The sequence below is a fragment of the Pseudomonas sp. A6 genome, from assembly GCF_052367875.1.
Classification (GTDB): domain Bacteria; phylum Pseudomonadota; class Gammaproteobacteria; order Pseudomonadales; family Pseudomonadaceae; genus Pseudomonas; species Pseudomonas citronellolis.
The window spans coordinates 4,415,889-4,441,648 of sequence record NZ_CP198970.1; the positions used below are offsets into that span (position 1 = coordinate 4,415,889).

Here is a 25,760-nt window from a genome sequence, read left to right on the forward strand (position 1 = left end):
GCTACCGCGCCTGCATAGTTGGTCCGGGTTTCCACACCCGATCACGACAATCGCCGTGACGGACGAACCCTAGCGAGCCCCACTCAGGCGCAACAAGGCGAAGTATCGCAGGCTCACGCGTGAGCTTTCCCAATTTTCAGGGAATGCCGGAAATATCTGTAGGAGCGAGCTTGCTCGCGAACAATGGCGTCAGGTTTGACTCTGGAGCTGGGTTGGCGTCCGTACCCCTCTCCCCAGCCCTCTCCCTGAAGGGAGAGGGGGCTTGTCCGTGCCGGCTGAAAGCATGGCTTCAGCCGGACGCCGTAATATCCGGCTAACTCCGAAATACCCGAGCACTCCGAACGGTCCCCTCTCCCTTCAGGGAGAGGGTTAGGGAGAGGGGCGAGGCCCAGCCCACCACCATGCCTTGCATGGAAATAATCAGCCCAGCGCCCCGATGAATGATGGGTATCGCTTCGCTCAACCCATCCTACGTCCACCCTCCGACCGATTATCGACCAGTAGTTGTGCCCGGCAGCTTGCCTTCTCTCCGCCCCAAACCAGATTATGGAACCAAGTTCCAAAAACAATCCCCGCGGAGTCCCCTGCCCATGTCCCCTGCCCCGAACCTGCCGCCCACCGACTGCGACCTGCTGGTGATCGGCTCCGGCGCCGCCGGCCTGGCCGCCGCCGTCACTGCCGCCTGGCACGGCCAGAAGGTCATCCTGGTGGAGAAAGACGCGGTGTTCGGCGGCGCCACCGCCTGGTCCGGCGGCTGGGCCTGGGTGCCGCGCAACCCGCTGGCGCGCCGCGCCGGCATAGAGGAAGACATCGAGCAGCCGCGCACCTACCTGCGCAACGAACTGGGCGACTACTACGACGCCGCGCGGGTGGACGCCTTCCTCGAAGCCGCGCCGCACATGGTGGCCTTCTTCGAGCAGCACACCCGCCTGCAGTTCGCCGACGGCAACGGCATCCCCGACATGCATGGCGACACCCCCGGCGCCGCCAGCGGCGGCCACCAGGTGATAGCCGCGCCCTACGATGCCCGAGAGGTGGGCGACCTGCTGCCGCGCCTGCGCAGGACGATGCGCGAGACATCCTTCCTCGGCATGCCGATCATGGCCGGCGCCGACCTGGCCGCCTTCCTCAACATGACCCGCTCGCCACGCGCGTTCGTCCACGTGGCCAAGCGCGTGCTCGCCCACTTCTACCACCTGGCCCGCTACGGCCGCGCGGTGCACCTGGTCAACGGCGTGGCGCTGGTGGCGCGCCTGGCCAAGTCGGCGCAAGACCTGGGCGTGCGCCTGATGGAATCCTGCCCGGCGCAGCGCCTGCTGCTGGAGGATGGAGCCGTACGCGGAGCCGTGGTGCAGACACCGCGCGGCGAACTGGAAATCCGCGCCAAGGCCGTGGTCCTCGCCGCCGGCGGCTTCCCCAACGACCCCGAGCGCCGCCGCCAGTTGTTCCCCCGCGACGCCAGTGGCCACGCCAACCTCGCCCTGCCGCCGACGTCCTGCTCCGGCGACGGCCTGCGCCTGGGCGAAGCCGCCGGCGGCAGCGTCGAGACGAACCTGCGCTCCCCCGTGGCCTGGGCCCCGGTGTCGAAGGTGGCGCACCGCGACGGCAGCGTCGGCCACTTCCCGCACATCATCGAGCGCGGCAAGCCCGGCATCATCGGCGTGCTGGCCAACGGCAGGCGCTTCGTCAACGAGGCCCACGGCTACTACGACTACGTCAGCGCGATGCTCGCCGCCCTGCCCGAGGACCAGGAACCCTGTTCCTGGCTGGTCTGCGACCAGCGCTTCCTGCGCCGCTACGGCCTGGGCTACGTGCGCCCGGCACCGCTGCCCATCGGCGCGCACCTGCGCAGCGGCTACCTCAAGCGCGGCGCCAGCATCGAGCAACTGGCGCAGGTCTGCGGCATCGACCCGCAGGGCCTGGCGCAGACCGTCGCCGACTTCAACCGCTACGCCCGCAACGGCGAGGACCCGGCCTTCGGCCGCGGCAGCACCGCCTTCAACCGCAAGCAGGGCGATGCGGCCAACCCCGGCCCCAACCCCTGCGTCGCGCCCATCGAGCACGGCCCGTTCTATGCGGTCAAAGTGCAGCCGGGCTGCTTCGGCACCTTCGCCGGGCTGAAGACCGACGGCCAGGCCCGCGTGCTCGGCGGCGCCGGCCAGCCGATCCCCGGCCTGTACGCCGCCGGCACCGACATGGCCAGCGTGTTCGGCGGCCACTATCCCTCCGGCGGCATCAACCTCGGCCCGGCGCTGACCTTCGGCTACGTCGCCGGCCGCCACGCCGCCGGCGCCCACGACTACGAACCCCAAACAGGAGCCACCCCATGCAAGCACGCATCCGCAACCGCCACGGCCTGAACATGCCCAAGCTCGGCCTGGGCACCTGGCCGCTGACCGGCGCCGAGTGCAGCGCCGCCGTGCGCCAGGCCCTGGAACTGGGCTACCGGCACATCGATACCGCCGCCGGCTACCACAACGAGGACGCCGTGGGCCAGGCGCTGGCCGACAGCCCGGTGCCCCGCGAGGACGTCCACGTCACCAGCAAGGTCTGGTGGGACCGCCTGGCCCCGGCCGACCTCGCCCAGTCCCTGGACGACAGCCTGCGCGCGCTGCGCAGCGACTACCTGGACCTGTTCATGATCCACTGGCCGGGCCAGAACGGCAGCCTGGTCGGCGACGGCCTCAAGCGCAGCGTCGAGGCCCTGGTGGCCGCCCGCGACAGCGGCAAGGCGCGCGCCATCGGCGTGGCCAACTTCCCCCTGGCGCTGCTGCGCGAGACCGTGGAAACCCTGGGCGCGCCGCTGGCGGCCATCCAGGTCGAATACCACCTGATGCTGAACCAGCAGCCGCTGCTGGACTACGCCCGCGCCCACGACATGACCCTCACCGCCTACACCCCGCTGGGCCGCGGGCGCATGCTGGAGGAGCCGGCGATCCAGGCCATCGCCCAGCGCCACGGCGTGCTGCCCAGCCAGGTGGCCCTGGCCTGGCTGCTGGAGCAGGATGGCGTGGCCGCCATCCCCAAGGCCGCCAGCCTGGCCAACCAGCGCTCCAACCTCGCCGCCCTCGACCTGCGCCTGGACGACGAGGACCGCGCGCAGATCGCCGCCCTGCCGAAGAACGTCCGCCTGGTCAGCCCGGAATTCGCCCCGAAGTGGGACTGACCGTCCGCTGATCGCACACTTCCGCATTTCCCTCCTTCCGCCCGGCCCGGCCAGAAACCGCGCCGGGCCTTGCCACGCCTGGCTTGCAGCGATTTCGCCTAGAGCCCGGCGAGCCAATTGACGAAAGTAACCATTTAGTACATTTTCTGATGGCCGCACTCCAGCGGCGACAAGACCTACAAGAGACACCCGCATGCCCCTCCCGATCCTGATCCTCAACGGCCCCAACCTGAACCTGCTCGGCACCCGCGAACCGGCCACCTACGGCCACGAGACGTTGGCCGACGTCGAAGCGCTGTGCCAGGCGCGCGCCGACGAACTGGGCCTGCCGGTGGCGTTCAAGCAGACCAACCACGAGGGCCAGCTGATCGACTGGATCCACGAAGCGCGCGGCCGTTGCGCCGGCATCGTGATCAACCCGGCGGCCTGGACGCACACCTCGGTGGCCATCCGCGACGCCCTGGCGGCGGTGGAGCTGCCGGTGATCGAGGTGCACCTGTCCAACGTGCACAAGCGCGAGGAGTTCCGTCACCACTCCTTCGTCTCGGGCATCGCCGTGGGCGTGCTGGCCGGCTTCGGCAGCAACGGCTACCGCCTGGCCCTCGACCACTTCGCCCACCTGCTGCGGGGCTGATGCCATGAGCCAGAAGACCTCCATCCTCGCCGGCCTGATCGGCGCCGGCATCCAGGCCTCGCGCACCCCCGCCCTGCACGAGCACGAAGGCGACGCCCAAGGCCTGCGCTACCTGTACCGGCTGATCGACCTGGACCAGCTGAAGCTGAACCTCGACGCCTTGCCCGAACTGCTCGACGGCGCCCAGCGCCTGGGCTTCACCGGGCTGAACATCACCTTCCCGTGCAAGCAGGCGATCATCCCGCTGCTGGACGAACTCTCCGAGGAAGCGCGCGGCATAGGCGCGGTGAACACCGTGGTGCTGAAGGACGGCAAGCGCGTCGGCCACAACACCGACTGCCTGGGCTTCGCCGAAGGCTTCCGCCGCGGCCTGGCCGACGTGAAGCGCAACCGCGTGGTGCAACTGGGCGCCGGCGGCGCGGGCGCGGCGGTGGCCCACGCGCTGCTCAGCGAAGGCGTGGAGCAACTGAGCGTCTACGAAGTGGACCCGGCCCGCGCCGAGGCCCTGGTGAACAACCTCAACCAGCATTTCGGCCATGGCCGGGCGCTGCTCTGCACCGACCTGCCGGCCGCCATGGCGGTGGCCGACGGCCTGGTCAACACCACCCCGGTGGGCATGGCCAAGCTGCCCGGCACGCCGCTGCCGGTGGAGCTGCTGCGCGCCGAGCTGTGGGTGGCGGAGATCATCTACTTCCCTCTGGAAACCGAACTGCTGCGCCACGCCCGCAGCCTCGGCTGCCGCACGCTGGACGGCGGCACCATGGCGGTATTCCAGGCGGTGAAGGCCTTCGAGCTGTTCAGCGGCCGGCCGGCTGATGCGCAGCGGATGCAAGCCCACTTCCGCAGCCTGGATTGAGCGTAGGGCGTATAACCGTTCGCGGTTATACGCCGATACACCTGGCCCCCTGCCCAGCTGCGAGGTTCTGCTGGACGCCTCATCGGCCACCAAAGCGGAGCCCTGTTCTACAACCAGCGGGTGCTCGACCACGGTCAGGCGGCGGATAACGCGGAGCGTTATTCGCCCTACGCTCCCTGGGCCTGTGGTGTTTGCGTTGAAGAGCGCCCTCTCCCTAACCCTCTCCCTGAAGGGAGAGGGGACCGTTCGGTGTGCGTTGGTGTTTCGGCGTTAGCCGGCTAGTACGGAGATTGCCGGTTGAAACCAGGCCTTCTCTCGGCACGGACTAGCCCCCTCTCCCTTCAGGGAGAGGGCTGGGGAGAGGGTTACGGACGCCAACCCAGTTCCAGAGTCAAACCTGACGCCATTGTTCGCGAGCAAGCTCGCTCCTACGAAAAGCCCCTAGCGCCAATTCTCCCAAACCAACTGCACCCCGGTCGCCAGCAACCCCAGCCGCGCAATGCGGTAGAACCACACATGGTTGACCTTGTCCTGCAACCAGATCCCCAGCCACACACCCAGCACCACGATGGGCGCCAGCAGCAGGCTGGTCCCCAGGTTGCTCCAGGTGAACTGGCCGAGCAGCGCGTAGGGCACCAGCTTGATGGCGTTGGTCAGCAGGAAGAAGCAGTTCACCGTGGCGATATAGCGCACCTTCTCCAGTTGCTGCGGCAGCAGGTACATCATCACCGGCGGGCCGCCGGCGTGGGCGACGAAGCTGGTGAAGCCGGCGATGCCCGAGAGCACCACGCCCTTGCCCACCGCCGCCGGCTTCGGCTGGGCCGCGGCGCGGGCCACCAGGGTGTTGAGCAGCACGAAGGCGATGGCGATGCCGCCGATCAGCAGGGCGATGAAGCGCTCGCTGAGCAGGCCGAAACTCAGCGCGCCCGCCGCCACGCCCAGCAGCGCGCCGGGCAGCATGATCTTCAGGTTGCGCACATCCCACTTGCCGTAGAAGCGCCGCAGGCCGGTGAAATCGGCCATGCAGAGGATCGGCAGCATCAGCGCGGCGGCCTGGGTCGGCGGCATGGCCAGGGCCATCAGCGGCACGGCGATGCCGCCCAGGGCGCCGCCGAAGCCGCCCTTGGAGACGCCGGTGAGCAGCACGGCGGGGATCGCCACCAGGAGGAATTCGAGGGTCATCACGCAACTCGTCGGCACACGGAGCCGCCGATTATGCCGCGTCGACGCGTCTGCGCCAGGCCCTACGGGCGATCAGCGCACGCTCAGTCCACCACCGGGCGCAGCAGCGCCTGGGCCTCGTACAGCGCCGGCAGGTAGCGCAGGCGCATCTCGTCCAGGCCCAGGCGCGAGGCGTGGGTGGTGATAGCCAGGCTCGCGCGCATGCGCCCGCTGCGGTCCAGCAGCGGCACGCCGATCACGCGCATGCCGATCTCGTATTCCTGGTCCACCACGCAGTAGCCCTGCCGGGCGACCTTGGCGATCTCGGCGTGCAAGGCGTCCATGTCCGTCAGCGTGTAGGGCGTCAGCGCCCGTGGCGGGTTGCGTTCGAAATAGGCCGCCAGTTCCGACGCACCCAGCGCCGCCAGCCACAGGCGGCCGCTGGCGGTGCAGTACATGGGCACCCGCGAGCCGGGGCGGATCGACAGCGAGGCGATGTGGCTGTAGCGGCTGCGCACCACGTGGACGATCTCGTCGCCGTCGCGGGTGCCCACCGAGACGTGCTCCTGGGTCTGCCGCGCCACCTGCTCGACGATGGGCCGCAGCATGCGCGGCAGCTGCGCCGAGTCCACGTAGGCCTGGCCGATGCGCAGCGCCTTGGGCGTCAGCCAGTAGTGGCGGCTGTCGGTCTCGGCAAAGCCTTCGTGCACCAGGGTCAGCAGGAAGCGCCGCGCGGCGCTGGGAGTGAGGCCGGACAGCCGCGCCGCCTCGGGCACGCTCAGGCGCGGGCGCTCGGCGCTGAACAGTTGCATCAGCGCCAGGCCTTTCTGCAGGCCGGCGATCAGGTCGCGGGGGTGGATGCTGGGGGTTTCCAAGGCACGGGCTCCGGGCAATTCGGCCGAATATTGCGATTATCGCATTATCACTGCGAATACCGCACTAAAGCGCCGTCAATCGCATTGAGCGCAAAAGCCCGCCGCCGCACCCTGGCCAGCAGAACAACGCCAAGAACCCCTGGAGGTCAGCATGATTCGCGGTTCCACCGAACTGGTCGCCATCGTCGGCACACCCATCGCGCAGGTGAAGTCGCCGGAGAACTTCAACACCTGGTTCGCCCACAACGGCCACGACCTGGCGATGATCGCCATCGACCTGGGCGCCGACGCCCTCGATGCCTTCGTCGCCACCCTGCGCGGCTGGCACAACCTGCGCGGCTGCGTGGTCACCGTGCCCTACAAGCAGGCCCTGGCGCCGCGCCTGGACGGCCTGAGCGCCCGCGCCGAGGCGCTGGGCTCGGTCAACGTGATCCGCCGCGAGGCCGACGGCCGCCTGCTGGGCGACAACGTCGACGGCGCCGGCTTCCTCAACGCCGCCCGGCGCCACGGCTTGCAGCCGGCCGGCAAGCGCGCGCTGGTGATCGGCTCCGGCGGCGTCGGCAGCGCCATCGCCTATGCGCTGTGCGAAGCCGGCATCGGCGAGCTGCGCCTGTGCGACCTCGACCAGGTGCGCGCTGCCGCCCTGGTCGAGCGCCTGGGCACCCTCTTCCCCCAGGTGCGCATCGGCGTGGGCTGCGACGACCTGGCCGGCCTCGACCTGCTGGTCAACGCCTCGCCGGTGGGCATGGGCGGCACCGGCGAGCTGCCACTGCCGGGCATGTTGCTCGACGGCCTGCAGGCGCACACCCTGGTGGCCGACGTGGTCACCAAGCCGGAGATCACCCCGCTGCTGGAGCGCGCCCGCGAGGCCGGCTGCCGCATCCAGACCGGCGCCGAGATGGCCTTCGCGCAGCTGGGCAACCTGGGCGCCTTCATGGGCGTCACGCCGCTGGAGATTCAGCCATGACCAGCCTCAACGCCCCGGCCTGGAGCCGCGAGTGCGACCTGCTGGTGCTGGGCAGCGGCGCCGCCGGTTTCGCCGCCGCAGCCACTGCCGCCTGCCAGGGCCTGCGCGTGCTGATGCTGGAGAAGGCGGCGAGCTTCGGCGGCACCTCGGCCATCTCCGGCGGCGCGGTGTGGGTCTACGGCACCGACCAGGCCCGCGCCGCCGGTGCGCAGGATTCCGAAGAAGCCATGCGCACCTACCTGCAGCGCACCATCGGCCCGGGCTACAAGCCCGAGCTGGTGGACAGCTTCATCCGCAACGGCCACCAGGCGCTGCGCTGGCTGGAGGCCAACACCGAGCTGCGCTACGCCCTGCGCCCGCACTCCCCGGACTACTACCCCGACGAGGAAGGCGGCACCGAATTCGGCCGCGCCCTGGAGATGGTCGAGTACGACGGCCGCCACCTCGGCGAGCGCTTCCGCGACCTGCGCATGCCGCCGCCGGGCATGCTGCTGTTCGGCGGCATGATGGTGAACCGCGTGGACATCCAGCATTTCCTCAGCTTCCGCCGTTCGCCGAAGTCGTTGTGGCACTGCCTGAAGCTGCTGGCCCGCTACGGCGTCGACCGCCTCAGCCACCACCGCGGCACGCGCCTGACCACCGGCAACGCCCTGATCGCGCGCCTGGCCACCACGGCCTTCGCCAAGGGCGTGGAACTGTGGCTGAACAGCGAGGCGCAGCAGTTGCTGGTCGAGAACGGCGCGGTGATCGGCGCCCAGGTGCTGCACGAAGGCCGCATCGAGCGCATCCGCGTGCACGGCGGCGTAGTCTGCGCTATGGGCGGCTTCGCTGCCGGCAAGCTGGCCGAGCGCTTCCGCCCGGCGAGCGACGGCGAGCACCTGAGCATGTCGCCGGAATGCAACGACGGCGCCGCCCTGCGCCTGGGCGAGGCCATTGGTGCCGCCGCCGGCGAGGGCCTGGCGGCGAACTTCTTCTGGGCGCCGGTCTCCGAGCTGCGCCACGCCGACGGCGGCCGCGAGCGCTTCCCGCACCTGGTCACCGACCGCGCCAAGCCCGGGGTGATCGCGGTGAACCGCGCCGGCCGACGCTTCGTCAACGAGTCCAACTCCTACCACCACTTCGTGCAGAGCATGTTCGCCAGCGGCAACACCGAGTGCTGGCTGATCTGCGACGCCAGCGCCATGAACCGCTACGGCCTGGGCCTGGCGCGACCGAAGCCGGTCGACAACAGCGCGCTGGTGCAAGCCGGCTACCTGTACCAGGCCGATTCGCCGAACGCCCTGGCCCGTGCCCTCGGCATCGACGCCGAGGGCCTGCGTCAGACGCTGGAGCGCTTCAACGCCAACGCGCGCAACGGCGTCGACGCGGACTTCGCCAAGGGCGGCAACAGCTACAACCGCTACATGGGCGACCCGGACCACCGCCCCAACCCCTGCCTGGCGCCGCTGGAGAAGGCGCCCTATTACGCCATCCGCCTGCACACCGGCGACCTCGGCTCGGCCCGCGGCCTGGTCACCGACGGCCAGGCCCGCGTGCTCGGCCGCGACGGCCAGCCGATCCCCGGCCTCTACGCCGCCGGCAACGACATGAACTCGCTGATGGACGGCACCTATCCCGGCCCCGGCATCACCCTCGGCCCCGGCCTGACCTTCGCCTGGCTGGCGGCCAACCACATAGCCGCGCGCCTCGCCGCGCCGGCCTCGCAACAAGCAACCCTGGAGCACTGACGATGTACTACGAACTGCGCACCTACAGCATCGACCCGCTGAAACTCGCCGACTGGCTGGCCCTGTACCGCAGCCACGCCTACGAGGTGCAGACCGAGCACCTGGGCAGGCTGGTGGGCTTCTTCACCACCGAGTTCGGCGAATGCAGCCAGGTGGTGCACCTGTGGGCCTACGAGAGCCTGGACGAGCGCATGCAGCGCCGCGCCAGCATGGCCGCCGACCCGCGCTGGGCCGAGTTCGGCAAGCTGAACCGGGAGCTGGGTGCGGTGCTCAAGCTGGAATCGCGGCTGATGAAGCCCACCGGCTTCTCCCCGCTGCAGTGATGGCCCCGGCGCGCGGAGCCCTTCCGCGCGCCCCGATAACGACAAGAGAAAACCCATGCCCACCTTGCAAACCCTCGACTGCGACGTCCTGGTGATCGGCTCCGGCGCCGCCGGCCTGGCCGCCGCGGTCAGCGCCGCGCACCACGGCCTGCGCGTGGTCGTCGCGGAAAAGGCCGCGCAACTCGGCGGCACCAGCGCCTGGTCCGGCGGCTGGCTGTGGATCCCGCGCAACCCGCTGGCCCTCGCCGAGGGCCACGTCGAGACGGACGATGCGCCGGAGCGCTACCTCAAGGCGCAGGTCCATGCCGAGCAACTGGACGAGCGCCAGGCCGCCTTCCTCCGCCACGGCCCGGAGATGGTCGAGTTCTTCCAGCGTCACAGCGCCGTGCAGTTCTTCAGCGGCACGCGCATGCCGGACATGCGCGATGGCGAGGGCTCCGCCCCCGGCGGCCGCTCGCTGTGCGCCCAGCCCTACGACGGCCGCGAACTCGGCCCCTGGCTGCGCCACCTGCGCGAGCCGCTGGACATCGTCAGCCTGGCCGGCATGGGCATCGCCGGCGGCGCCGACCTGGCCAACTTCCTCGACGCCACGCGCTCGCCGAAAGCCGCGCTCTACGCGCTCAAGCGCATCGCCCAGCACTGGTACGGGCGCCTGCGTTACGGGCGCGGCACGCAGTTGGTCAACGGCAACGCCCTGGTGGCGCGGCTGCTGCGCAGCGCACTGGACCTGAAGGTGCAGTTGCTGACGCAAACGCCGATCCACGAACTGCTCCGCGAAGGTGGCAAGGTGACCGGTGCGCGTAGCGACACCCTGGAATTCCGCGCCCGTCGCGGCGTGGTGCTGGCCTGTGGCGGCTTCCCCCATGACCGCGAACGCATCGCCCGACTCATGCCCCACGCCCCGGACGGCTGGCAGCACCGCTCCGCCGCGCCGCCGCAGAACAGCGGCGACGGCCTGCGCCTGGGCGAGTCGGTAGGCGCACAGGTCCGCGACGACCTGGCCCACGCCGGCGCCTGGGTGCCGGTATCGCTGGTGCCGCGCCGCGATGGCAGCGTCGGCCACTTCCCGCACCTGATCGAACGGGCCAAGCCCGGCTTCCTCTGCGTGCGCCGCGACGGCCGGCGCTTCGCCAACGAGGCCGACTGCTACCACGATTTCATGAGCGCCCTGTTCGCCGCCACGCCGCCGGGCAAACCCCACGAGGCCTGGCTGATCGCCGACGCCCGGGCGCGGCGGCGCTATGGCATCGGCTGGGTGAAGCCCTTCCCCTTCCCGGACCTGCCCTACGAACGCCGCGGCTATCTGGTCAAGGCCTGCAGCCTGGAGCAACTGGCGGCGCGCTGCGGCATCGACGCCGAGCAGCTACAGGCGACGGTAAAACGTTTCAACGAACACGCAACGCTGGGCGAGGACCCGGATTTCCAGCGCGGCCGCTCGGCCTACAACAAGGCCCAGGGCGAGGCGCGGCAGCGCCCCAACCCATCGCTGCGGCCCCTGGAAAAAGGTCCGTTCTATGCGGTGAAGCTGCTGCCCGGCAGCCTCGGCACCTTCGCCGGCCTGCGCACCGACGCCCGCGCGCGGGTGCTGGACGGCAGCGGCGCGGCCATCGAGGGGCTGTACGCGGTGGGCAACGACATGGCCAGCGTGATGGCCGGCCACTACCCCAGCGGCGGCATCACCCTGGGGCCGGGCATGACTTTCGGCTACCTCGCCGGCCTGGAGCTGGCCGGGCTCAGCGTTGGATGTAGCGCTGCACCGCCTCGCAGATCATCTGCTTGTGGCGTTGCTTGACCTGCTCGTCGGCCAGGTCGATCTGGAAGATTTCGCCGAAGGTGTTGCGGTTGGACACGCGGTAGAAGCAGAACGAGCTGATGAACAGGTGCAGGTCCAGCGGGTCGATGCCCTCGCGGAACAGGCCCTGCTCGGCGCCGCGACGGAGGATTTCGGCCAGCGACAGCAGCATGTTGTTGCTCATCGAGCGGATCGCCGTGGACTTCTTCACATACTCGCCGTGGTGGATGTTCTCGATGGAAACGATGCGCACGAAGTCGACGTTGCGGTCGTGGTGGTCGAAGGCGAACTCGACGGTGCGGCGGATCGCCTCCAGCGGCTCCAGTTCCGCCAGGTGCAGCTTGTCCTCGGTGTGGCGGATGTCGCCGTAGAGCTTCTCCAGCACTTCGACGTAGAGCTGCTCCTTGCTGCCGAAGTAGTAGTAGATCATCCGCTTGGAGGTGTGCGTGCGCTCGGCGATGGCGTCCACCCGGGCGCCGGACAGGCCCTGCTGGACGAACTCGGCGATGGCCGCCTGGAGGATGCCCTCGCGGGTTTTCTCGGGGTTGTTCTTGCGGCCCTTGCCACGCACTTCGGCGGGGTCCAGGGGTTCGACGACATTCGGCATGGTTGGCTCGCAGCCTCACGGAGAGCGCCGATTATGGGCCTCGCCACCCCGCCAAGGGAAGCGGCGCGGGGCTTGCCGCGCCGCCCCCGGGCACTACAGCTTGGGCTTGCGCGCGGCGCCGCTGCGCGCCTGGGCCATGGCCGCCAGGCGCACGGCGACGTTGGCCGCGCCGTAACCGGCATAGCCGTTCCTGCGCTGGAGGATTTCGAAGAAGAAGCGTCCCTCGAACGGCTCGGTGTAGACGTGGAACAGCTCGCCGCCCTGGGCGTCGCGGTCGTAGAGCACGTTGAAGTAGGCCAGTTCGCTGAGGAACTCGTCGTCGAAGTCGAAGCGCGCCGCCAGGTCGTCGTAGTAGTTCAGCGGGATGTCCAGCAGCGGCACCCCGGCCTCCTTGGCGCGGGTGACCTCGGCGAAGATGTCCTCGCAGGCGAAGGCGATGTGGTGCACGCCCGAGCCGCGGTAGCTGGACAGCGCGTGGGAAATGGCGGTGTTGCGGTTCTCCGAGATGTTCAGCGGCAGGCGCAGGCTGCCGCAGCGGCTGCGGATGGCGCGGCTTTTCACCAGGCCGTAGGGGTCGGGCAGGACCACCTCGTCGTCGGCCTCGAAGTCGAACAGCGCCTTGTAGAACAGCACCCAGCTGTCCAGGCTGTCGGCCGGCAGGGCCATGGCCATGTGGTCGATGCGCTGCAGGTTGCCGCTGGCGCGGGCCTGGGCGTCGAGGCGGAAGTCGCTGTCGTAGATGGTCTGCCCCGGCGCGCCCGGCTCCACCAGGTAGATCAGGCTGCCATCGGGGGCGCGTACCGCGGGCACCTCGCGCTCGTTGGGGCCGACCAGGCCGCGGAACGGCTGGCCACGGAAGGCCTGGGCGCGTTCCAGGGCCTGGGCGCCGTCGCGCACCCGCAGGGCAGTGGCGCACAGCGAGGGGCCGTGGGCCTCGAAGAAGTTGTGGGCGAAGGAGTACGGCTCGGCGTTGAGCACGATGTTGATGTCGCCCTGGCGCAGCAGGCTCACCGCCTTGGAGCGGTGTTCGCCGGCGCGGGCGAAGCCGAGCTTCTCCAGCCAGTTGCCCAGGCGCGCGCCCAGGTTTTCGTCCACGGCGAACTCGAGGAATTCCACGCCGTCGTAGCGGCTGGCCGGCGGCGGCGCGAAGAGAATGCCGGGGTCGCCGGCGGGCGCGGCGTCCTGCTCCAGCAGGCGGCGCGTCTTCTCCTCCAGGTAGAGCAGCGAGCGCAGGCCGTCGGCGGCGTTGGAGCGGGTCGGCGCGGCGCGGAAGCCGTCGTTGAAGATTTCCAGCGACAGCGGGCCCTTGTAGCCGCTGCGCAGGATGGGCGCGAGGAAGCCCGCCAGGTCGAACTCGCCCTGGCCGGGGAAGCAGCGGAAGTGCCGGCTCCATTCCAGCACGTCCATGGCCAGCACGGGCGCGTCGGCCATCTGCACGAAGAAGATCTTCTCGCCGGGGATGTCGGCGATGCCGCTGGGGTCGCCCTTGATCGACAGGGTGTGGAAGCTGTCCAGCAGCACGCCCAGGGCCGGGTGGTCGGCGGCTTTCACCAGGTCCCAGACCTGCTGCCAGGTGTTGACGTGGCGGCCCCAGGCCAGGGCCTCGTAGCCGATGCGCAGGCCGCGCTTGCCGGCGCGCTCGGCCAGCTCGCGCAGGTCGTCGACGAGAATGTCGCGCTCGCCCAGGGAATCGGCGACGGTGTTGCTGCACACCAGCACCAGGTCGGTGCCCAGTTCCTGCATCAGGTCGAACTTGCGCTCGGCGCGCTCCAGGTTGCGCGCCAGGCGCTCGCGGCGGCAGCCCTCGAAATCGCGGAACGGCTGGAACAGGGTGATCGCGAGATTCAGGTCGGCGCACATCTGGCGCACGTCGCGCGGGCTGCCGTCGTAGTACAGGAGGTCGTTTTCGAAGATCTCCACGCCATCGAAGCCGGCGGCGGCGATGGCTTCGAGTTTCTCGGGCAGGGTACCGCTCAGGGAGACGGTGGCGATCGAGCGCTGCATGCTGGGGCTCCTGTGCTGCTGGCTTCTGCGAGCCATGGCCTGGCCGCCGGCTGTCGGCGACCTTCGGAAATATCGCCAGCCGTAGGACGCACGGCTGGTCATTGGATTATTCGCAGGGTATTTTCCAGCGGCAAGGCAAATTGTACGAACCAGTTAGTTTTGTGTTCGATCAGCGAACAAAAGGCCGATCAGCGAATTGACGGTTTTTCGTCCAGTGGCTGACCATGGATTCACCGCGACACACCAGGGCCATGCCTCCCCTGGCCCGCGAGACGCCTTGCCCTATAACAATTTCAACAAGAGTCCCTGCCCATGTTGACTGCACGCCTCCTCACCGCCGCCGTCTCCAGCCCAACACGAACGCCGGCTCGCCCCCAGCCCTGAGCCGCGCCGCCCGGCGCATTTCCGACACGGGCCCCGGCCAGGGGCCTTAGCGACGACCTCAGTGCCCCTGTTCGATCAGCGCACACGCCCCTGAAGGGCGCGGCGCCCGGGCAGGCACCGACAACAACAAGAACCGGAGACAACGATGGCGACTTCCTCCAGCTCCCAAGCCAAGAAAGCCACCGCCAGTGGCTGGATCGGCTCGGCTCTCGAGTACTACGACTTCTTCATCTACGCCCAGGCCGCTGCGCTGATCTTCCCGCAGCTGTTCTTCCCCTCCTCCGACCCGAAGATGGCCATCGTCGCGTCGCTGGCGACCTACGGCGTGGGCTACCTGGCCCGCCCGATCGGCGCCTTCTTCCTCGGCCACTGGGGTGATACCCGCGGGCGCAAGAACGTGCTGCTGCTGTGCATGTTCATGATGGGCCTGTCGACCATGGCCGTGGGCCTGCTGCCGACCTACCACGACGTCGGCTTCCTCGCCCCGGCGCTGCTGGTGGTGCTGCGCCTGGTGCAGGGCTTCGCCGTGGCCGGGGAAATCTCCGGGGCCAGTTCGATGATCCTCGAGCACGCGCCCTTCGGCCGCCGCGGCTACTTCGCCAGCTACACCCTGCAGGGCGTGCAGGCCGGCCAGGTGATGGCCGCCGCGGTGTTCCTGCCGCTGGCCTACTTCATGCCCAACGACGCCTTCAACGCCTGGGGCTGGCGGATTCCCTTCCTGCTCAGCGCCGTGGTGCTGATCGCCGGCCTGATCATCCGCCGCGAAGTCCACGAGACCCCGGCCTTCGTCAACGAGGAAGCCAAGCAGCAGGTGGCCAGGTCGCCGATATCCGAGGCCTTCCGCAACAGCTGGAAGCAGATGCTGCTGGTGATGGTCATGTCGCTGATGAACGTGATCCCGGTGGTGGCGACCATCTTCGGCGCGGCCTATGCGGTGCAGCCGGCCTACGGCATAGGCTTCGACAAGAGCGTGTACCTGTGGATCCCGGTGGTGGGCAACATAGTCGCGGTGCTGGCCATTCCCTTCGTCGGCAATCTCTCCGACCGCATCGGCCGCCGTCCGACGATGATCGTCGGCGCCCTGGGCTCGGGCCTGCTCGCCTTCGGCTACCTGTACGCCATCAGCATCCAGAACGTGCCGCTGGCCTTCGTCATGTCGCTGCTGATGTGGGGCCTGGTGTACCAGGGCTACAACGCGGTGTTCCCGTCCTTCTACCCGGAGCTGTTCCAGACCCGCTACCGCGTCTCGGCCATGGCCATCGCGCAGAACATCGGCACCATGCTCACCGCCATGCTGCCGGCGCTGTTCGCCGCCGTCGCCCCGCCCGGCTCGGACAACGTCCCGATGCTGATCGGCAGCCTGGCCTTCCTCATCACCTGCCTGTGCGCCTTCGCCGCCTACCTGGCCCCGGAAACCCACCGCCTGCCGATGGAAGACCTGGGAAAGCCTGACGCCAAGCCGCTGGAAAAGGCCACCTACGACAGCGCGCGGCAGAACAGCCTGCGGGTGGCGAGCCACTGAGCAGGTAATGCCCGAGCATGAAAAAAGGCCCCGTGAGGGGCCTTTTTTCTTGGGGCGGCATCAGGCGACATGCACCGCCCGCACCTGGATTTCCACCCCCAGGGTACGGCGCAGGGCATCGAAGATCGCCGCCAGGTTGTCCATGCCCGGATTACCCGAGGCCGACAGCATGCGGTGCAGGCTTTTGCTCGGCCGTTCCGTCTCCAGCGCCAGGCGCTCGAAGCCCAGGGTGGCGTTGACCAGATCGCGGAGGATCAGGCGCGCGGCGTCCGGCTCGCCGTTGAGGAACAGCGAGGCCGCCTCGTCGAGCAGCGCGGTGGCGAATGCCGGTTCGCGCTGCACCCGCGCGACGACGGTCTGTTTGAAATCCCTGGTCAGTACCATTGGAATCACCCTCTCATCTGCGGCCCGAACCGGGCCTTCTTGCGTTGCTTGTACTCGGCATGCAGCGCCTTCGCCTTGCGGATATCCGCCGCCTGGCTGTTCTTGCTGCCACCACCGAACAGCACGATGAGCGCCTCGCCGTCCCTCGCCAGGTAGATCCGGTAGCCCGGGCCCCAGTCGATGCGGTATTCGCCGATGCCATCGAACCATTTGATGTTGGAGGTGTTGCCCACCGCCATGCGCACCTTGGCGGTGGCAACCTTGGCCGCCGCCTGGAAATGCAGGGCGTCGAACCACTCCTGATAAGGGCAGGACCTGTCTTCCCGGACATACTCGAGCACCTCTATGGCCACCATGGTAACCTCCTCGTTACCTTTTACCAATAGGTCTCAGACGAGGCGAATGCTGCTTCGGGAATGGAATCCCCCTCGCCGGCGTCTGTGCGAGGGGAAGAAAGTACGGCCGCCAGGCGCCTGCCCGGGGTGCGCTGCTGCACACCTGGCTATCACCCTGGAGAAGAAACGGAAGCTGCCTACATCGCGAGAGCCCAGGTCCGACGCCCCGCAGCGGAAAATCGCGGACAGAGTCCGCTCCTACGGTTCCAGGAAGCACGGACGTAGGAGCGGACTCCGTCCGCGATTGGATTCACCGGCCCCGCCGGACGCATCGGTGGCACGGACGGAGGCGGATAACCGCGAACGGTTATGCACCCTACGCTCCAGGAATATCAGGATGACTCCAGACTTCCCGGCGGCTCAGGACAGCCCCCTCTCCCTCTGGGAGAGGGTTGGGGTGAGGGGCTCTTGAACCCAGCACCGACGCCACCGGAAAACTCCCTTCGCGAGCAAGCTCGCTCCTACACGGCCCCCTCACCCCCGACGCTGCATCCAGGCCGCCGCCAACCCGCTCAGGCAGATCACTGCAATCCCCACCAGGGCACTGGCGCTCGGCACATGGCTGAAGACCAGCCAGCCGATCAACCCGGCGAAGACGATCTGGCAGTAGCCGAAGGGCGCCAACAGCGCCGGCGCGGCGTGGCGGAAGGCCTGGGTGAGGAACAGGTGGGCGGACATGCCGCAGGTGCCCAGGGCGAGCATCAGCAGCGCATGGCCGAGGCTCGGGGTGTGCCAGACGAAGGGCACCATCGCCGTGGTCAGCGCGGTGTTCAGCAGGCCGGCGAAGAAGTTGCTGGTGGTCGGGCTGTCCACCGCCGCCAGCTTGCGCGTCAGCAGCTGGTAGAAGCAGAAGCACAGCGCCGAACCCAGCGGCAGCAACACCGCCGGGGTGAACAACTCACCGCCGGGATGGACGATCGCCAGCACCCCGGCGAAGCCCAGGCTCACCGCGGCCCATTGCCCGGCGCTGACCTTCTCGTGCAGCAGCGGCACCGACAGCGCGGTGACCATCAGCGGGGCGAGGAAGTTGACTGCCGTGGCCTCGGCCAGGGGGATGTACTGCAGGCCGGTGGTGAACAGCAGGCTGGTGCCCAGCAGGCACAGCGCGCGCAAAGTCTGCAGCCCCGGCCGGCGGGTACGCAGCACGCGCAGGCCCGACTGCGGCAGGAAGATGCCGGCCATCAGCAGCGTGTGCACCACGTAACGGGCCCAGACTACCAGCAGGATCGGGTAGAAACCGGAGAGGTACTTGGACAGGGCGTCGTGGGTGGAGAACAGCGAGGTGGCCAGCACCACCAGAAGGATGCCCTTCAGGGGCTGGCTGCTGCCGGACAACGCGGAGGCGGCGGTCATCGGGTTTCCCGTGGTTTACAAAGCAAGGCGCCCGGCAGTGTGCCGGGCGAACGGGTGGATGGGAATGGCGCAGTTGCCGGCATCAGAGCCGGGCGAGCACCGTGCGTGCCTTGTCCAGCGCCAGGCTGGCCCGCTCCAGGGCGCTGACGCCCTGCTCCAGCAGCTGCCGGGTGGGGATCTCCAGGCTCAGTGGCACGCTCGCCGGCAAGGTCCGCAACAGGCCCGCCAGGTCGCAGTCGCCATCGCCGGGGAAGCGCCGCTCGTTGCGCGCCTGGCGGAGGATTTCCTGCATGTCGTCCGGGCGCGGGCCGGCCACGTCGCACAACTGGGCATAGCGCATGCGCGAGGCCGGCAGCTGCGCCAGGTCCTGCAGCGAGGAGCCGGAACGGTCGAAGTGGAAGGCGTCGACCAGCACGCAGCCGTTGTCGCGCCCGGCGTTGCGCACCACGCGCCAGGCCGTGGCCAGGTCGGGGGCGTCGGTCCAGGGCATGAACTCCAGGTGCGGGTGGATGCCGTAGCCCTCGGCCAATTCGCACAGCTCGGCGAAGCGTTCGGTCATGCGCGCCTCGTCCGCGTCGTTGCCGGCCACCAGCAGCTCCGTGCCGCCGAACTCGGCGCCGACGGCGAGGATGGGCTCGAAGTCGGCCACGCGGGTCTCCGGCTTCAGGCGCAGGATTTCCAGGTCCAGCACGCGGATGCCGGTGTCGCGCAGGCGCGCCTGGGTCTGCCGGCGCAGCTCGGCATCGGCCACCAGCGGGAAGTGGTGCTCCTCGGCGGTGGCCGGCACCAGGCGCAGGCCGACGTGGCTGTAGCCGGCGCGGGCGGCGACCTCGACCATGTCCGGCGGCGACAGTTCGAGGACGGTCAGGGCGGCGAGGGAGAAGATTCGGTCGGTCATGGGATCGGTATCCGGTTCACAGGTGAATTGTAGGAGCGCCCCCTGGGCGCGAATCGCGTGGCTTGCAGGCCGCGCCGAGGCGCTTTCCTTTTCGTAGGAGCGAGCTTGCTCGCGAACGGTGTTTGCGGCCCTGGTGTCAGGTTCAAGAGCACCCTCTCCCCAACCCTCTCCCTGAAGGGAGAGGGGGCTGTCCGGCATGGGCGGGAAGCTCGGCGTCAACCTGTAGGAGCAATTGTCTATTGGGTTCCCGCGTTCGCGGGAATGACGTCGGCAAGTATGGTTCCCCACACTCGTCATTCCCGCGAACGCGGGAACCCAGAAAACAACGTAGAAACGGGCTCACTCACCCAACCCGCGCCGGCGCACACGCCCGGCCGCTGGCGGCGGCCTCGCGGATGGCCTCGATCAGCGCCAGGGTGCGGCCGCCGTCCACCGCGTCGGTCAACGGCAGCTCCTCACCGCGCACCACGCGCACGAAATGCTCCAGTTGCCGGCGCAGCGCCTCACCCGAGGTGAAGGGCTCGCTGCTGCGCAGCAACGGCTGGTGCCAGCCGGCGCCCGGCTGCGCGTAGTGCCAGCGCTGCAGTTGCGGGATGCTCAGCGCGCCCTCGGTGCCAGCCAGCAGGTAGCAAGGCTGATCGACCTGGCGTGGGTAGATGGGGCTCTCGCCAGAATCCAGCTCCCAGCTCCAGGGCGCGGCCACGCCGTCGGAGCCGGTCAGGCTGCCAAGGGCGCCGCTCTCGAACTGCAGGAGGATGGCCGCGCTGTCTTCGTTGACCAGGCCGCGCACCGCGTTGCCGGTGAAGGCCTGCACCTGTGCCACCTCGCCGCACAGGTAGCGCAGCAGGTCGAGGTCGTGGATCAGGTTGGTGAGCAGGAAGCCGGCGCCCGGCTCGCGTCGCCAGGGCACCTCGAAGTAGCTGTCGGGCTTCTGCAGCTGCCACAGCGCGGTGACGTTGACCAGACGGCCCAGGGCGCCCGCGGCCAGGATTTCCCGCGCCTTGCCGATCAGCGGGTTGTGCCGGCGGTGATGGCCGACCAGCACCGGCACGCCGCTGCCCCGGCTCGCCTCCACCAGCTCGCGCACTTCGTCCAGGTGCACGCCCACCGGCTTCTCCAGCAGCACCGGCACGCCGGCGGCCAGGCAGTCCAGAGCAGTGGCCACGTGCAGGTTGTTGGGGTTGGCGATGATCGCCGCCTGCGGCTGCGCCTCTTCCAGCATGCGCCGGTGATCGGCGTAGTACGGCACCCCGCACTCGGCGGCGAACCCAGCCGCGCCGGGGCCCGGGTCAGCCACCGCGCAGAGTTGCAGGGCGGGAACCTGGAGCAGGTGCTGGTGGTGCTGGCGGCCCATGATGCCGGCGCCGATCAGGGCAATGCGCAAGGGAGCGGTCACGCGGGATTCCTCTTCTGCTTGTTGTGCTGGAGCCTCGCTGCACGGGGCTCCATGGAATGGCATGAGCAAATTTAGAACTCGGTTCCATTTTTACTCAAGCGCAATGCGACAAGCAGCGGGCGATTATCGACCGCCATTGCACCCGGGCAGGCGCAAGCGGCCCTCCTCCGCGGGAGGAAGGCCGGCAAGCAGGGGAATCAGGCGAAGAGGTCGGAAGCCTGGCTGGCGGCGGACAGCTCGGCGCTGGCGGCCAGCAGCAGCGGCGCCAGTTCGTGCAGGCGCGCTTCCGGCAGGCGCGCGCTGGGCCCGGCGATGCTCAGCACGCCGATCGCCCGGCGGTCCACCGGGCAGTGCACTACGGCGGCCAGGGCCGAGGTGCCGAGTGCCGAGGTTTCTTCGACCCAGGCGTAGCCACGCTCGCGGGCACGGCGCAGGTAGCCGAGCAGTTCGTCCTCGCTGCGCGGGGCGCGCGGACCGAAGTTGGCGGGGTCGCCCACGCCCTGCCGGCGCACCAGCTCCAGGGCCTGGGTGTCGTCCAGGCTGGCCAGCCAGGCGTGCCCGGAGGCGGTGTAGAACAGCGGCGCGTCGCGGCCCATGTCCGGGTCGTAGCGCAGCCCCGAGCGGGCGCCCTGGGACTTGGCGATCCAGGTCTGGCGGCTACCGTCGATCACCCCCAGGCGCACCAGCTCGCCGCTGTCCTGGGCCAGGCGGTCGAGGATCGGCTGGACGATGTCGGCGCCGCTGCAGGACAGGTAGCGGAAGCCCAGCGCCACCAGCTTGGTGGACAGCTGGTAGCGGGCGTTCTCCGGGTTCTGCCGCACGTAGCCCAGGCGGATCAGCTCGGCGAGCATGCGGTGGGTGGCGCTCTTGGGTATCTCCAGGCGCTCGGCGAGGGTCTGCATCGGCAGGCCGCGGGGTTCGCTGGTGAGGCTTTCGAGAAGGCTGAAGGCGCGTTCGATCTGGCTACCGGCCATGGGCGTCGTCCACTACGAGGATCGGCGGATTCTAATGAGATAGACCGGGCCGGGGAACCGCCGGGCTGGATCGGATAGCTTCTCTAAATGTTCGAACCAGTTAATTAATGTTCGCTATTCGCACAAGAAGCGTTTTCGCCGATTGTCCGTCGCCCGCCGCCCTTCCACTATCGAGCCGTACCGAAACACCCGGCAGCGCCTGCTGCCCTCGGACGCGAATACCCTCGAACAATTACAAGAAGGTCCAGAGCCATGCCGCACAGCACACGCCCCTCTCTCGATCCGCGAACGCCGGGCCACCCAGCCGCCTAGCGCCGCGTTTCCCGGCGCCCCGCCGCGCCGCACAAGCCTCTCCCACAACAATGACTCCAGAGAGATCGTCATGGGCTATCCCTGCATCCGTCGTTTTCCCCGCTACCTGCCCGCCGCCCTGGCCCTGGCCGGTACCACCCTGCCCGCCTTCGCCGACGGCTTCCTCGAAGACGCCAAGTCGAGCCTGACGCTGCGCAACTTCTACATGAACCGCAACTACCTGGGCGACACCGCCCAGGGCAAGGCCGAGGAGTGGACGCAGAACTTCATCCTCGACTTCAAGTCCGGCTTCACCCAGGGCACCGTGGGCTTCGGCCTGGACGTGCTCGGCCTGTACAGCGTCAAGCTCGATGGCGGCAAAGGCACCGCCGGCACCCAACTGCTGCCGGTGCACGACGACGGCCGCCCGGCCGACGACTTCGGCCGCCTGGCGGTGGCCGGCAAGGCGCGGGTATCGAAGACCGAGCTGAAGGTCGGCGAATGGGCGCCGGCACTGCCGATCCTGCGTTCCGACGACGGCCGTTCGCTGACGCAGACCTTCCAGGGCGCGCAGGTGACCTCGAAGGAACTCGCCGGGCTGACCCTCTACGGCGGCCAGTTCCGCCAGAACAGCCCGCGCAACGACGCCAGCATGGAGGACATGAGCCTGTTCAACCGCACGGCGTTCAAGTCCGACCGCTTCAACTTCGTCGGCGGCGAATACCGCTTCAACGGCGAGCGCACCCTGGTCGGCCTGTGGAACGCCGAGCTGAAGGACATCTACCAGCAGCAATACCTGCAGGTGCAGCACTTCCAGCCGGTGGGCGACTGGGTGCTGGGTGCCAACCTCGGCTACTTCTGGGGCAAGGAAGACGGCAGCGCCCGCGCCGGCGACCTGGACAACCGCACCGCCTCCGGGCTGTTCTCCGCCAAGTACGGCGCCGGCACCTTCTACCTGGGCCTGCAGAAGGTCATGGGCGACGACGAGTGGTTCCGCGTCAACGGCGCCAGCGGCGGCACCCTGGCCAACGACAGCTACAACTCCAGCTACGAGAACGCCAAGGAGCGTTCCTGGCAGTTGCGCTACGACTACGACTTCGCCGGCCTCGGCGTGCCTGGCCTGACGCTGATGAACCGCTACATCCACGGCAGCAACGTGCACAACGCCAGCACCGATGACGGCAGCGAATGGGGCCGCGAGAGCGAGCTGGCCTACACCGTGCAGTCCGGGCCGCTGAAGACGCTGAACCTGAAGTGGCGCAACTCGACGATGCGCCGCGACTGGGGAAGGACCAACAGCTTCGACGAGAACCGGTTGATCGTGAGTTATCCGCTGGATCTGTTGTAACGCCCGAACCGGGCGCTTTTCGTAGGATCGAGGGGGACGCCTGGTTCTTGCTCGCGAATGAGCCCCGCAGCGGAGTCTGTTCGCGAGCAAGCTCGCTCCTACGATGCGTCCGCCTCCGAGCCCACCTGTAGGAGCGGGCCCTGCCCGCGATTCGCGCGCAGGGCGCGCTCCTACAGGGGCATGGTTGTGCGCCGGAAACCGCGGTTATCGCGGACGGAATCCGCTCCTACGCTGGACCCACTTTCGAACCCACGTTCAAGTAGGAGCAACTGTCTTGCCAACTGCGTCAGGGTGCTTTTCGTAGGATGGGTTGAGCCTTGGCGAAACCCATGCGATGGCGGCGATGGGTATCGCTTCGCTCAACCCATCCTACGGGGCTGCCTTGCCGGCCACGCCGTGGGGCTCTCCGTAGGAGCGGGCCCTGCCCGCGATTCGCGCGCAGGGCGCGCTCCTACATTGGTGCGCCATGGGTGATGCAGCGGTCTATTGGGTTATTCCCCTTCGGGCCAGCGCAAGCGCTGGCCCGAAGGGGAATAACCCAGAAAACCGCGTAGGAGCGGACTCCGTCCGCGATTCGTGCGCAGGGCGCGCTCCTGCGGGGGCATGGTTGTGTGCCCGAGGCGCGGGAGAAACGCCGCCCTACCCGGCCTCCAGGCTGTAGCCCACGCCGTACACCGAGCGGATCGGGTCGTGCCCCGGGGCCACCGCCGCCAGTTTGCGCCGCAGGTTCTTCACGTGGCTGTCGACGGTGCGGTCGGCGACCACGCGGTGGTCCTGGTAGATGTGGTTCATCAGCTGGTCGCGGGACAGCACCTGACCAGGGCGCGCGGCCAGGGCGGCGAGCATGCGGAATTCCACCGGGGTGAGGTCCAGCGCCACGCCCAGGTAGCGCGCCTGGAAGGCCCGCGGGTCCAGTTCCAGGCCCAGGCTCGGCGCCTGGGCGCCGCTGCGGCGCAGCACGGCCTTGACCCGCGCCACCAGCTCGCGGGGGGAGAAGGGTTTGCAGATGTAGTCGTCGGCGCCCAGTTCCAGGCCCAGCAGGCGGTCGATCTCCTCGACCCGCGCGGTCATCATGATCAGCGGCATGCGGCTGAAGCCGCGCAGCTCGCGGCAGATGTCCAGGCCGTCGCGGCCGGGCAGCATCAGGTCGAGCAGCAGCAGGTCGTAGGCCTTGCCGCGCAGCGCCGGGATCACCGCGTTGCCGTCGGCGAGGTGTTCCACCTGGTAGCCGGCGACGCGCAGGTAGTCGCCCACCAGCGCGGCCAGCTTGGGCTCGTCTTCCGCCAGCAGGATGTCGCCCTGGCTCATGGCGCGTCTCCGGCCGGCGGCAGTTCCAGCGTCATCAGCAACCCTCCCATGCTCGATGCCCGGGCGCTCAGGCGGCCGCCGTGCACCTCGGCGATGCCGCGGCAGATCGCCAGGCCCAGGCCGGTGCCGCCGCTGGCGCGGTTGCGCGAGCGCTCGGCGCGGTAGAAGCGCTCGAACAGGCGCTCCAGCGCCGCCGCATCCACGCCCGGCGCGGAATCCTCGCACTGTACCAGCACCCGTTCGCCCTCGCGCAGCGCGCGCAGCACGGTGCGGCCGCCGGGGTCGGTGTAGCGCCGGCTGTTCTCCAGCAGGTTGTGCAGCAGTTGGCCCAGGCGCGACTCGTCGCCCAGCACCCACAGCGGCTCGTCGGGCAGCTCCACGTCCAGGGCCAGGCCGCGTTCGGCGAAGCCGGCGCGGAAGGCGTCGGCCACCACCGGCAGCAGCACCCGCAGGTCGATGCTCTCGCGGCGGTAGGTGGGCCCGCCGACCTCGGCCAGGGACAGGTCGAAGAGGTCGTCCACCAGCTTGGCCAGGGCCCCCACCTCGGCCTGCAGCGAGCGCAGGGCGGTGCCGTCCAGCGGGCGGATGCCGTCTTCCATGGCTTCCAGCTCGGCGCGCATCACCGCCAGCGGGGTGCGCAGTTCGTGGGAGATGTCGGCCATGAAGTCGCGGCGCAGGCGCTCGTTGCTGGCCAGGGTGGCGGCCATGCGGTTGAAGTCGGCGGCCAGCTGGCCGGCCTCGTCGGCCGAGCGCACCGGCAGCTGGATGGCGTAGTCGCCGGCGGCCAGGCGATGGGTGGCCCCGGCCACCTGGCGGATCGGCCGCAGCAGGCTGCGGGTGAGCCACCAGGCGATCACCGCCGTGGCCAGCAGGCAGGCCAGGCCGATGAGCAGGCTGGAACGCAGCTGGTTGAGCTGGAAGCGCCGGTCGCCGACGCTGGTCACCGACTGCAGCGGCGCCAGGGCCATCCAGCCGACCACCTGGCCCTGGTGGCGAATCGGCCGCAGGACCATCTCCCGCGGCGGCGCCTTGTAGCCGATGATCAGGCGCTGCGCCTCGTCCAGCAGGGCGAAGCGGACGAAGGCGCCGGTGAGGTCGGAGACGGTCAGCAGGCTGGGGTCGAAGTCGCGGTCCTGGGTCGCCGCGTCGGGGCGCAGCATGTCGAACCACTGTTCGTGGTCGCGGCGGATGAAGTCCCAGCTGCCGTGGGTGGCGAAGGCCCGCTCGGCGCGCGGGACGATGAGTTCCATGCGCTCCTCGGCCTGCTGGTTGAGGTAGCCGAGGAAGCCGTACCTGAGGCTCAGGTAGGCGGCGAAGACCATGCCCAGCACGGCGAAGGCGCAGACCGCCAGCATGGCCAGGAAGAATTTGCTGGAGAGGCTGATTTTCATGGCA

Annotated in this window: 22 protein-coding genes; 10 read left to right on the plus strand and 12 right to left on the minus strand. The window is 69.1% G+C overall.

Going from position 1 to position 25,760, the window contains the following annotated elements:
- Positions 1 to 590 precede the first annotated feature (590 nt).
- The 4 genes from ACTWJ5_RS19415 (at position 591) to ACTWJ5_RS19430 (ending at position 4,656) form a co-directional block, all read left to right on the plus strand.
- Entirely contained in the window at positions 591 to 2,360 is a 1,770-nt protein-coding gene (locus tag ACTWJ5_RS19415) for an FAD-dependent oxidoreductase (protein WP_444436343.1), read from the plus strand.
- A complete protein-coding gene (locus ACTWJ5_RS19420; RefSeq protein WP_256511652.1) occupies positions 2,327 to 3,166 on the plus strand; it encodes an aldo/keto reductase in 840 nt (279 codons plus the stop codon). Before ACTWJ5_RS19415 ends, ACTWJ5_RS19420 begins: the two co-directional genes overlap by 34 nt.
- Before the next feature lie 193 nt (positions 3,167 to 3,359).
- Entirely contained in the window at positions 3,360 to 3,800 is a 441-nt protein-coding gene (gene aroQ, locus ACTWJ5_RS19425) for a type II 3-dehydroquinate dehydratase (protein ID WP_253390608.1), read from the plus strand.
- Positions 3,801 to 3,804: 4 nt separating this feature from the next.
- Entirely contained in the window at positions 3,805 to 4,656 is an 852-nt protein-coding gene (locus ACTWJ5_RS19430) for a shikimate dehydrogenase (RefSeq protein ID WP_444436344.1), read from the plus strand.
- 441 nt (positions 4,657 to 5,097) lie between these two features.
- Here ACTWJ5_RS19430 and ACTWJ5_RS19435 read toward each other — a convergent pair whose 3' ends face one another.
- Entirely contained in the window at positions 5,098 to 5,838 is a 741-nt protein-coding gene (locus ACTWJ5_RS19435; protein ID WP_058071103.1) for a sulfite exporter TauE/SafE family protein, read from the minus strand.
- Positions 5,839 to 5,921: 83 nt separating this feature from the next.
- Positions 5,922 to 6,692, minus strand: coding sequence for an IclR family transcriptional regulator domain-containing protein (locus ACTWJ5_RS19440; RefSeq protein ID WP_301502234.1), 771 nt, complete (start codon positions 6,690 to 6,692; stop codon positions 5,922 to 5,924).
- A 151-nt stretch (positions 6,693 to 6,843) separates the two neighbouring features.
- On the opposite strand from ACTWJ5_RS19440, the gene ACTWJ5_RS19445 reads away from it, so the two are divergent.
- From ACTWJ5_RS19445 to ACTWJ5_RS19460, 4 genes are all read left to right on the plus strand, one after another.
- Positions 6,844 to 7,659, plus strand: coding sequence for a shikimate dehydrogenase family protein (locus tag ACTWJ5_RS19445; protein ID WP_444436345.1), 816 nt, complete (start codon positions 6,844 to 6,846; stop codon positions 7,657 to 7,659).
- A complete protein-coding gene (locus tag ACTWJ5_RS19450) occupies positions 7,656 to 9,386 on the plus strand; it encodes an FAD-dependent oxidoreductase (protein WP_444436346.1) in 1,731 nt (576 codons plus the stop codon). The genes ACTWJ5_RS19445 and ACTWJ5_RS19450 overlap by 4 nt, the downstream gene beginning before the upstream one ends.
- Before the next feature lie 2 nt (positions 9,387 to 9,388).
- Positions 9,389 to 9,709 (plus strand): NIPSNAP family protein, encoded by a 321-nt coding sequence (locus ACTWJ5_RS19455; RefSeq protein ID WP_009622855.1) that lies wholly within the window; start codon positions 9,389 to 9,391, stop codon positions 9,707 to 9,709.
- A gap of 64 nt (positions 9,710 to 9,773) precedes the next feature.
- Positions 9,774 to 11,501: an FAD-dependent oxidoreductase gene (locus ACTWJ5_RS19460; RefSeq protein WP_444439623.1), complete on the plus strand. Its 1,728-nt coding sequence runs from the start codon at positions 9,774 to 9,776 to the stop codon at positions 11,499 to 11,501.
- Here the strand turns inward: ACTWJ5_RS19460 and ACTWJ5_RS19465 are convergent.
- Positions 11,443 to 12,108: a TetR family transcriptional regulator gene (locus ACTWJ5_RS19465; protein ID WP_069864485.1), complete on the minus strand. Its 666-nt coding sequence runs from the start codon at positions 12,106 to 12,108 to the stop codon at positions 11,443 to 11,445. The genes ACTWJ5_RS19460 and ACTWJ5_RS19465 overlap by 59 nt on opposite strands.
- Positions 12,109 to 12,201: 93 nt before the next feature.
- Positions 12,202 to 14,112, minus strand: a complete 1,911-nt coding sequence (quiC, locus tag ACTWJ5_RS19470; RefSeq protein ID WP_444436347.1) for a 3-dehydroshikimate dehydratase QuiC — start codon at positions 14,110 to 14,112, stop codon at positions 12,202 to 12,204.
- A gap of 529 nt (positions 14,113 to 14,641) precedes the next feature.
- Between quiC and ACTWJ5_RS19475 the strand changes: the two genes are divergently transcribed.
- Complete coding sequence (locus tag ACTWJ5_RS19475; RefSeq protein WP_444436348.1) at positions 14,642 to 16,018, plus strand: MFS transporter; 1,377 nt, start codon at positions 14,642 to 14,644, stop codon at positions 16,016 to 16,018.
- Positions 16,019 to 16,078: 60 nt separating this feature from the next.
- On the opposite strand, the gene ACTWJ5_RS19480 is transcribed toward ACTWJ5_RS19475, so the two are convergent.
- The 6 genes from ACTWJ5_RS19480 to ACTWJ5_RS19505 all read right to left on the minus strand — a co-directional run bounded on the left by ACTWJ5_RS19480 (position 16,079) and on the right by ACTWJ5_RS19505 (position 21,418).
- A complete protein-coding gene (locus ACTWJ5_RS19480; protein ID WP_043271888.1) occupies positions 16,079 to 16,402 on the minus strand; it encodes a helix-turn-helix domain-containing transcriptional regulator in 324 nt (107 codons plus the stop codon).
- A 5-nt stretch (positions 16,403 to 16,407) separates the two neighbouring features.
- Positions 16,408 to 16,758, minus strand: a complete 351-nt coding sequence (locus ACTWJ5_RS19485) for a type II toxin-antitoxin system RelE/ParE family toxin (RefSeq protein WP_253390613.1) — start codon at positions 16,756 to 16,758, stop codon at positions 16,408 to 16,410.
- A 513-nt stretch (positions 16,759 to 17,271) separates the two neighbouring features.
- A complete protein-coding gene (locus ACTWJ5_RS19490) occupies positions 17,272 to 18,150 on the minus strand; it encodes a DMT family transporter (RefSeq protein ID WP_009622878.1) in 879 nt (292 codons plus the stop codon).
- A gap of 82 nt (positions 18,151 to 18,232) precedes the next feature.
- Positions 18,233 to 19,048 (minus strand): sugar phosphate isomerase/epimerase family protein, encoded by an 816-nt coding sequence (locus ACTWJ5_RS19495; protein WP_043271890.1) that lies wholly within the window; start codon positions 19,046 to 19,048, stop codon positions 18,233 to 18,235.
- A 343-nt stretch (positions 19,049 to 19,391) separates the two neighbouring features.
- Entirely contained in the window at positions 19,392 to 20,444 is a 1,053-nt protein-coding gene (locus ACTWJ5_RS19500; RefSeq protein ID WP_253390614.1) for a Gfo/Idh/MocA family protein, read from the minus strand.
- Positions 20,445 to 20,641: 197 nt separating this feature from the next.
- Positions 20,642 to 21,418 (minus strand): IclR family transcriptional regulator, encoded by a 777-nt coding sequence (locus ACTWJ5_RS19505; RefSeq protein WP_249916966.1) that lies wholly within the window; start codon positions 21,416 to 21,418, stop codon positions 20,642 to 20,644.
- A 382-nt stretch (positions 21,419 to 21,800) separates the two neighbouring features.
- Here ACTWJ5_RS19505 and ACTWJ5_RS19510 point away from each other — a divergent pair, with 382 nt between their 5' ends.
- A complete protein-coding gene (locus ACTWJ5_RS19510; protein WP_253390615.1) occupies positions 21,801 to 23,057 on the plus strand; it encodes an OprD family porin in 1,257 nt (418 codons plus the stop codon).
- Positions 23,058 to 23,696: 639 nt separating this feature from the next.
- Here ACTWJ5_RS19510 and ACTWJ5_RS19515 read toward each other — a convergent pair.
- Entirely contained in the window at positions 23,697 to 24,365 is a 669-nt protein-coding gene (locus ACTWJ5_RS19515; protein ID WP_261748465.1) for a response regulator, read from the minus strand.
- The gene (locus ACTWJ5_RS19520; RefSeq protein WP_261748461.1) at positions 24,362 to 25,756 is read right to left on the minus strand and encodes an ATP-binding protein; all 1,395 of its coding nucleotides are present in this window, start codon (positions 25,754 to 25,756) and stop codon (positions 24,362 to 24,364) included. Before ACTWJ5_RS19520 ends, ACTWJ5_RS19515 begins: the two co-directional genes overlap by 4 nt.
- Between the last annotated feature and the right edge of the window lie 4 nt (positions 25,757 to 25,760).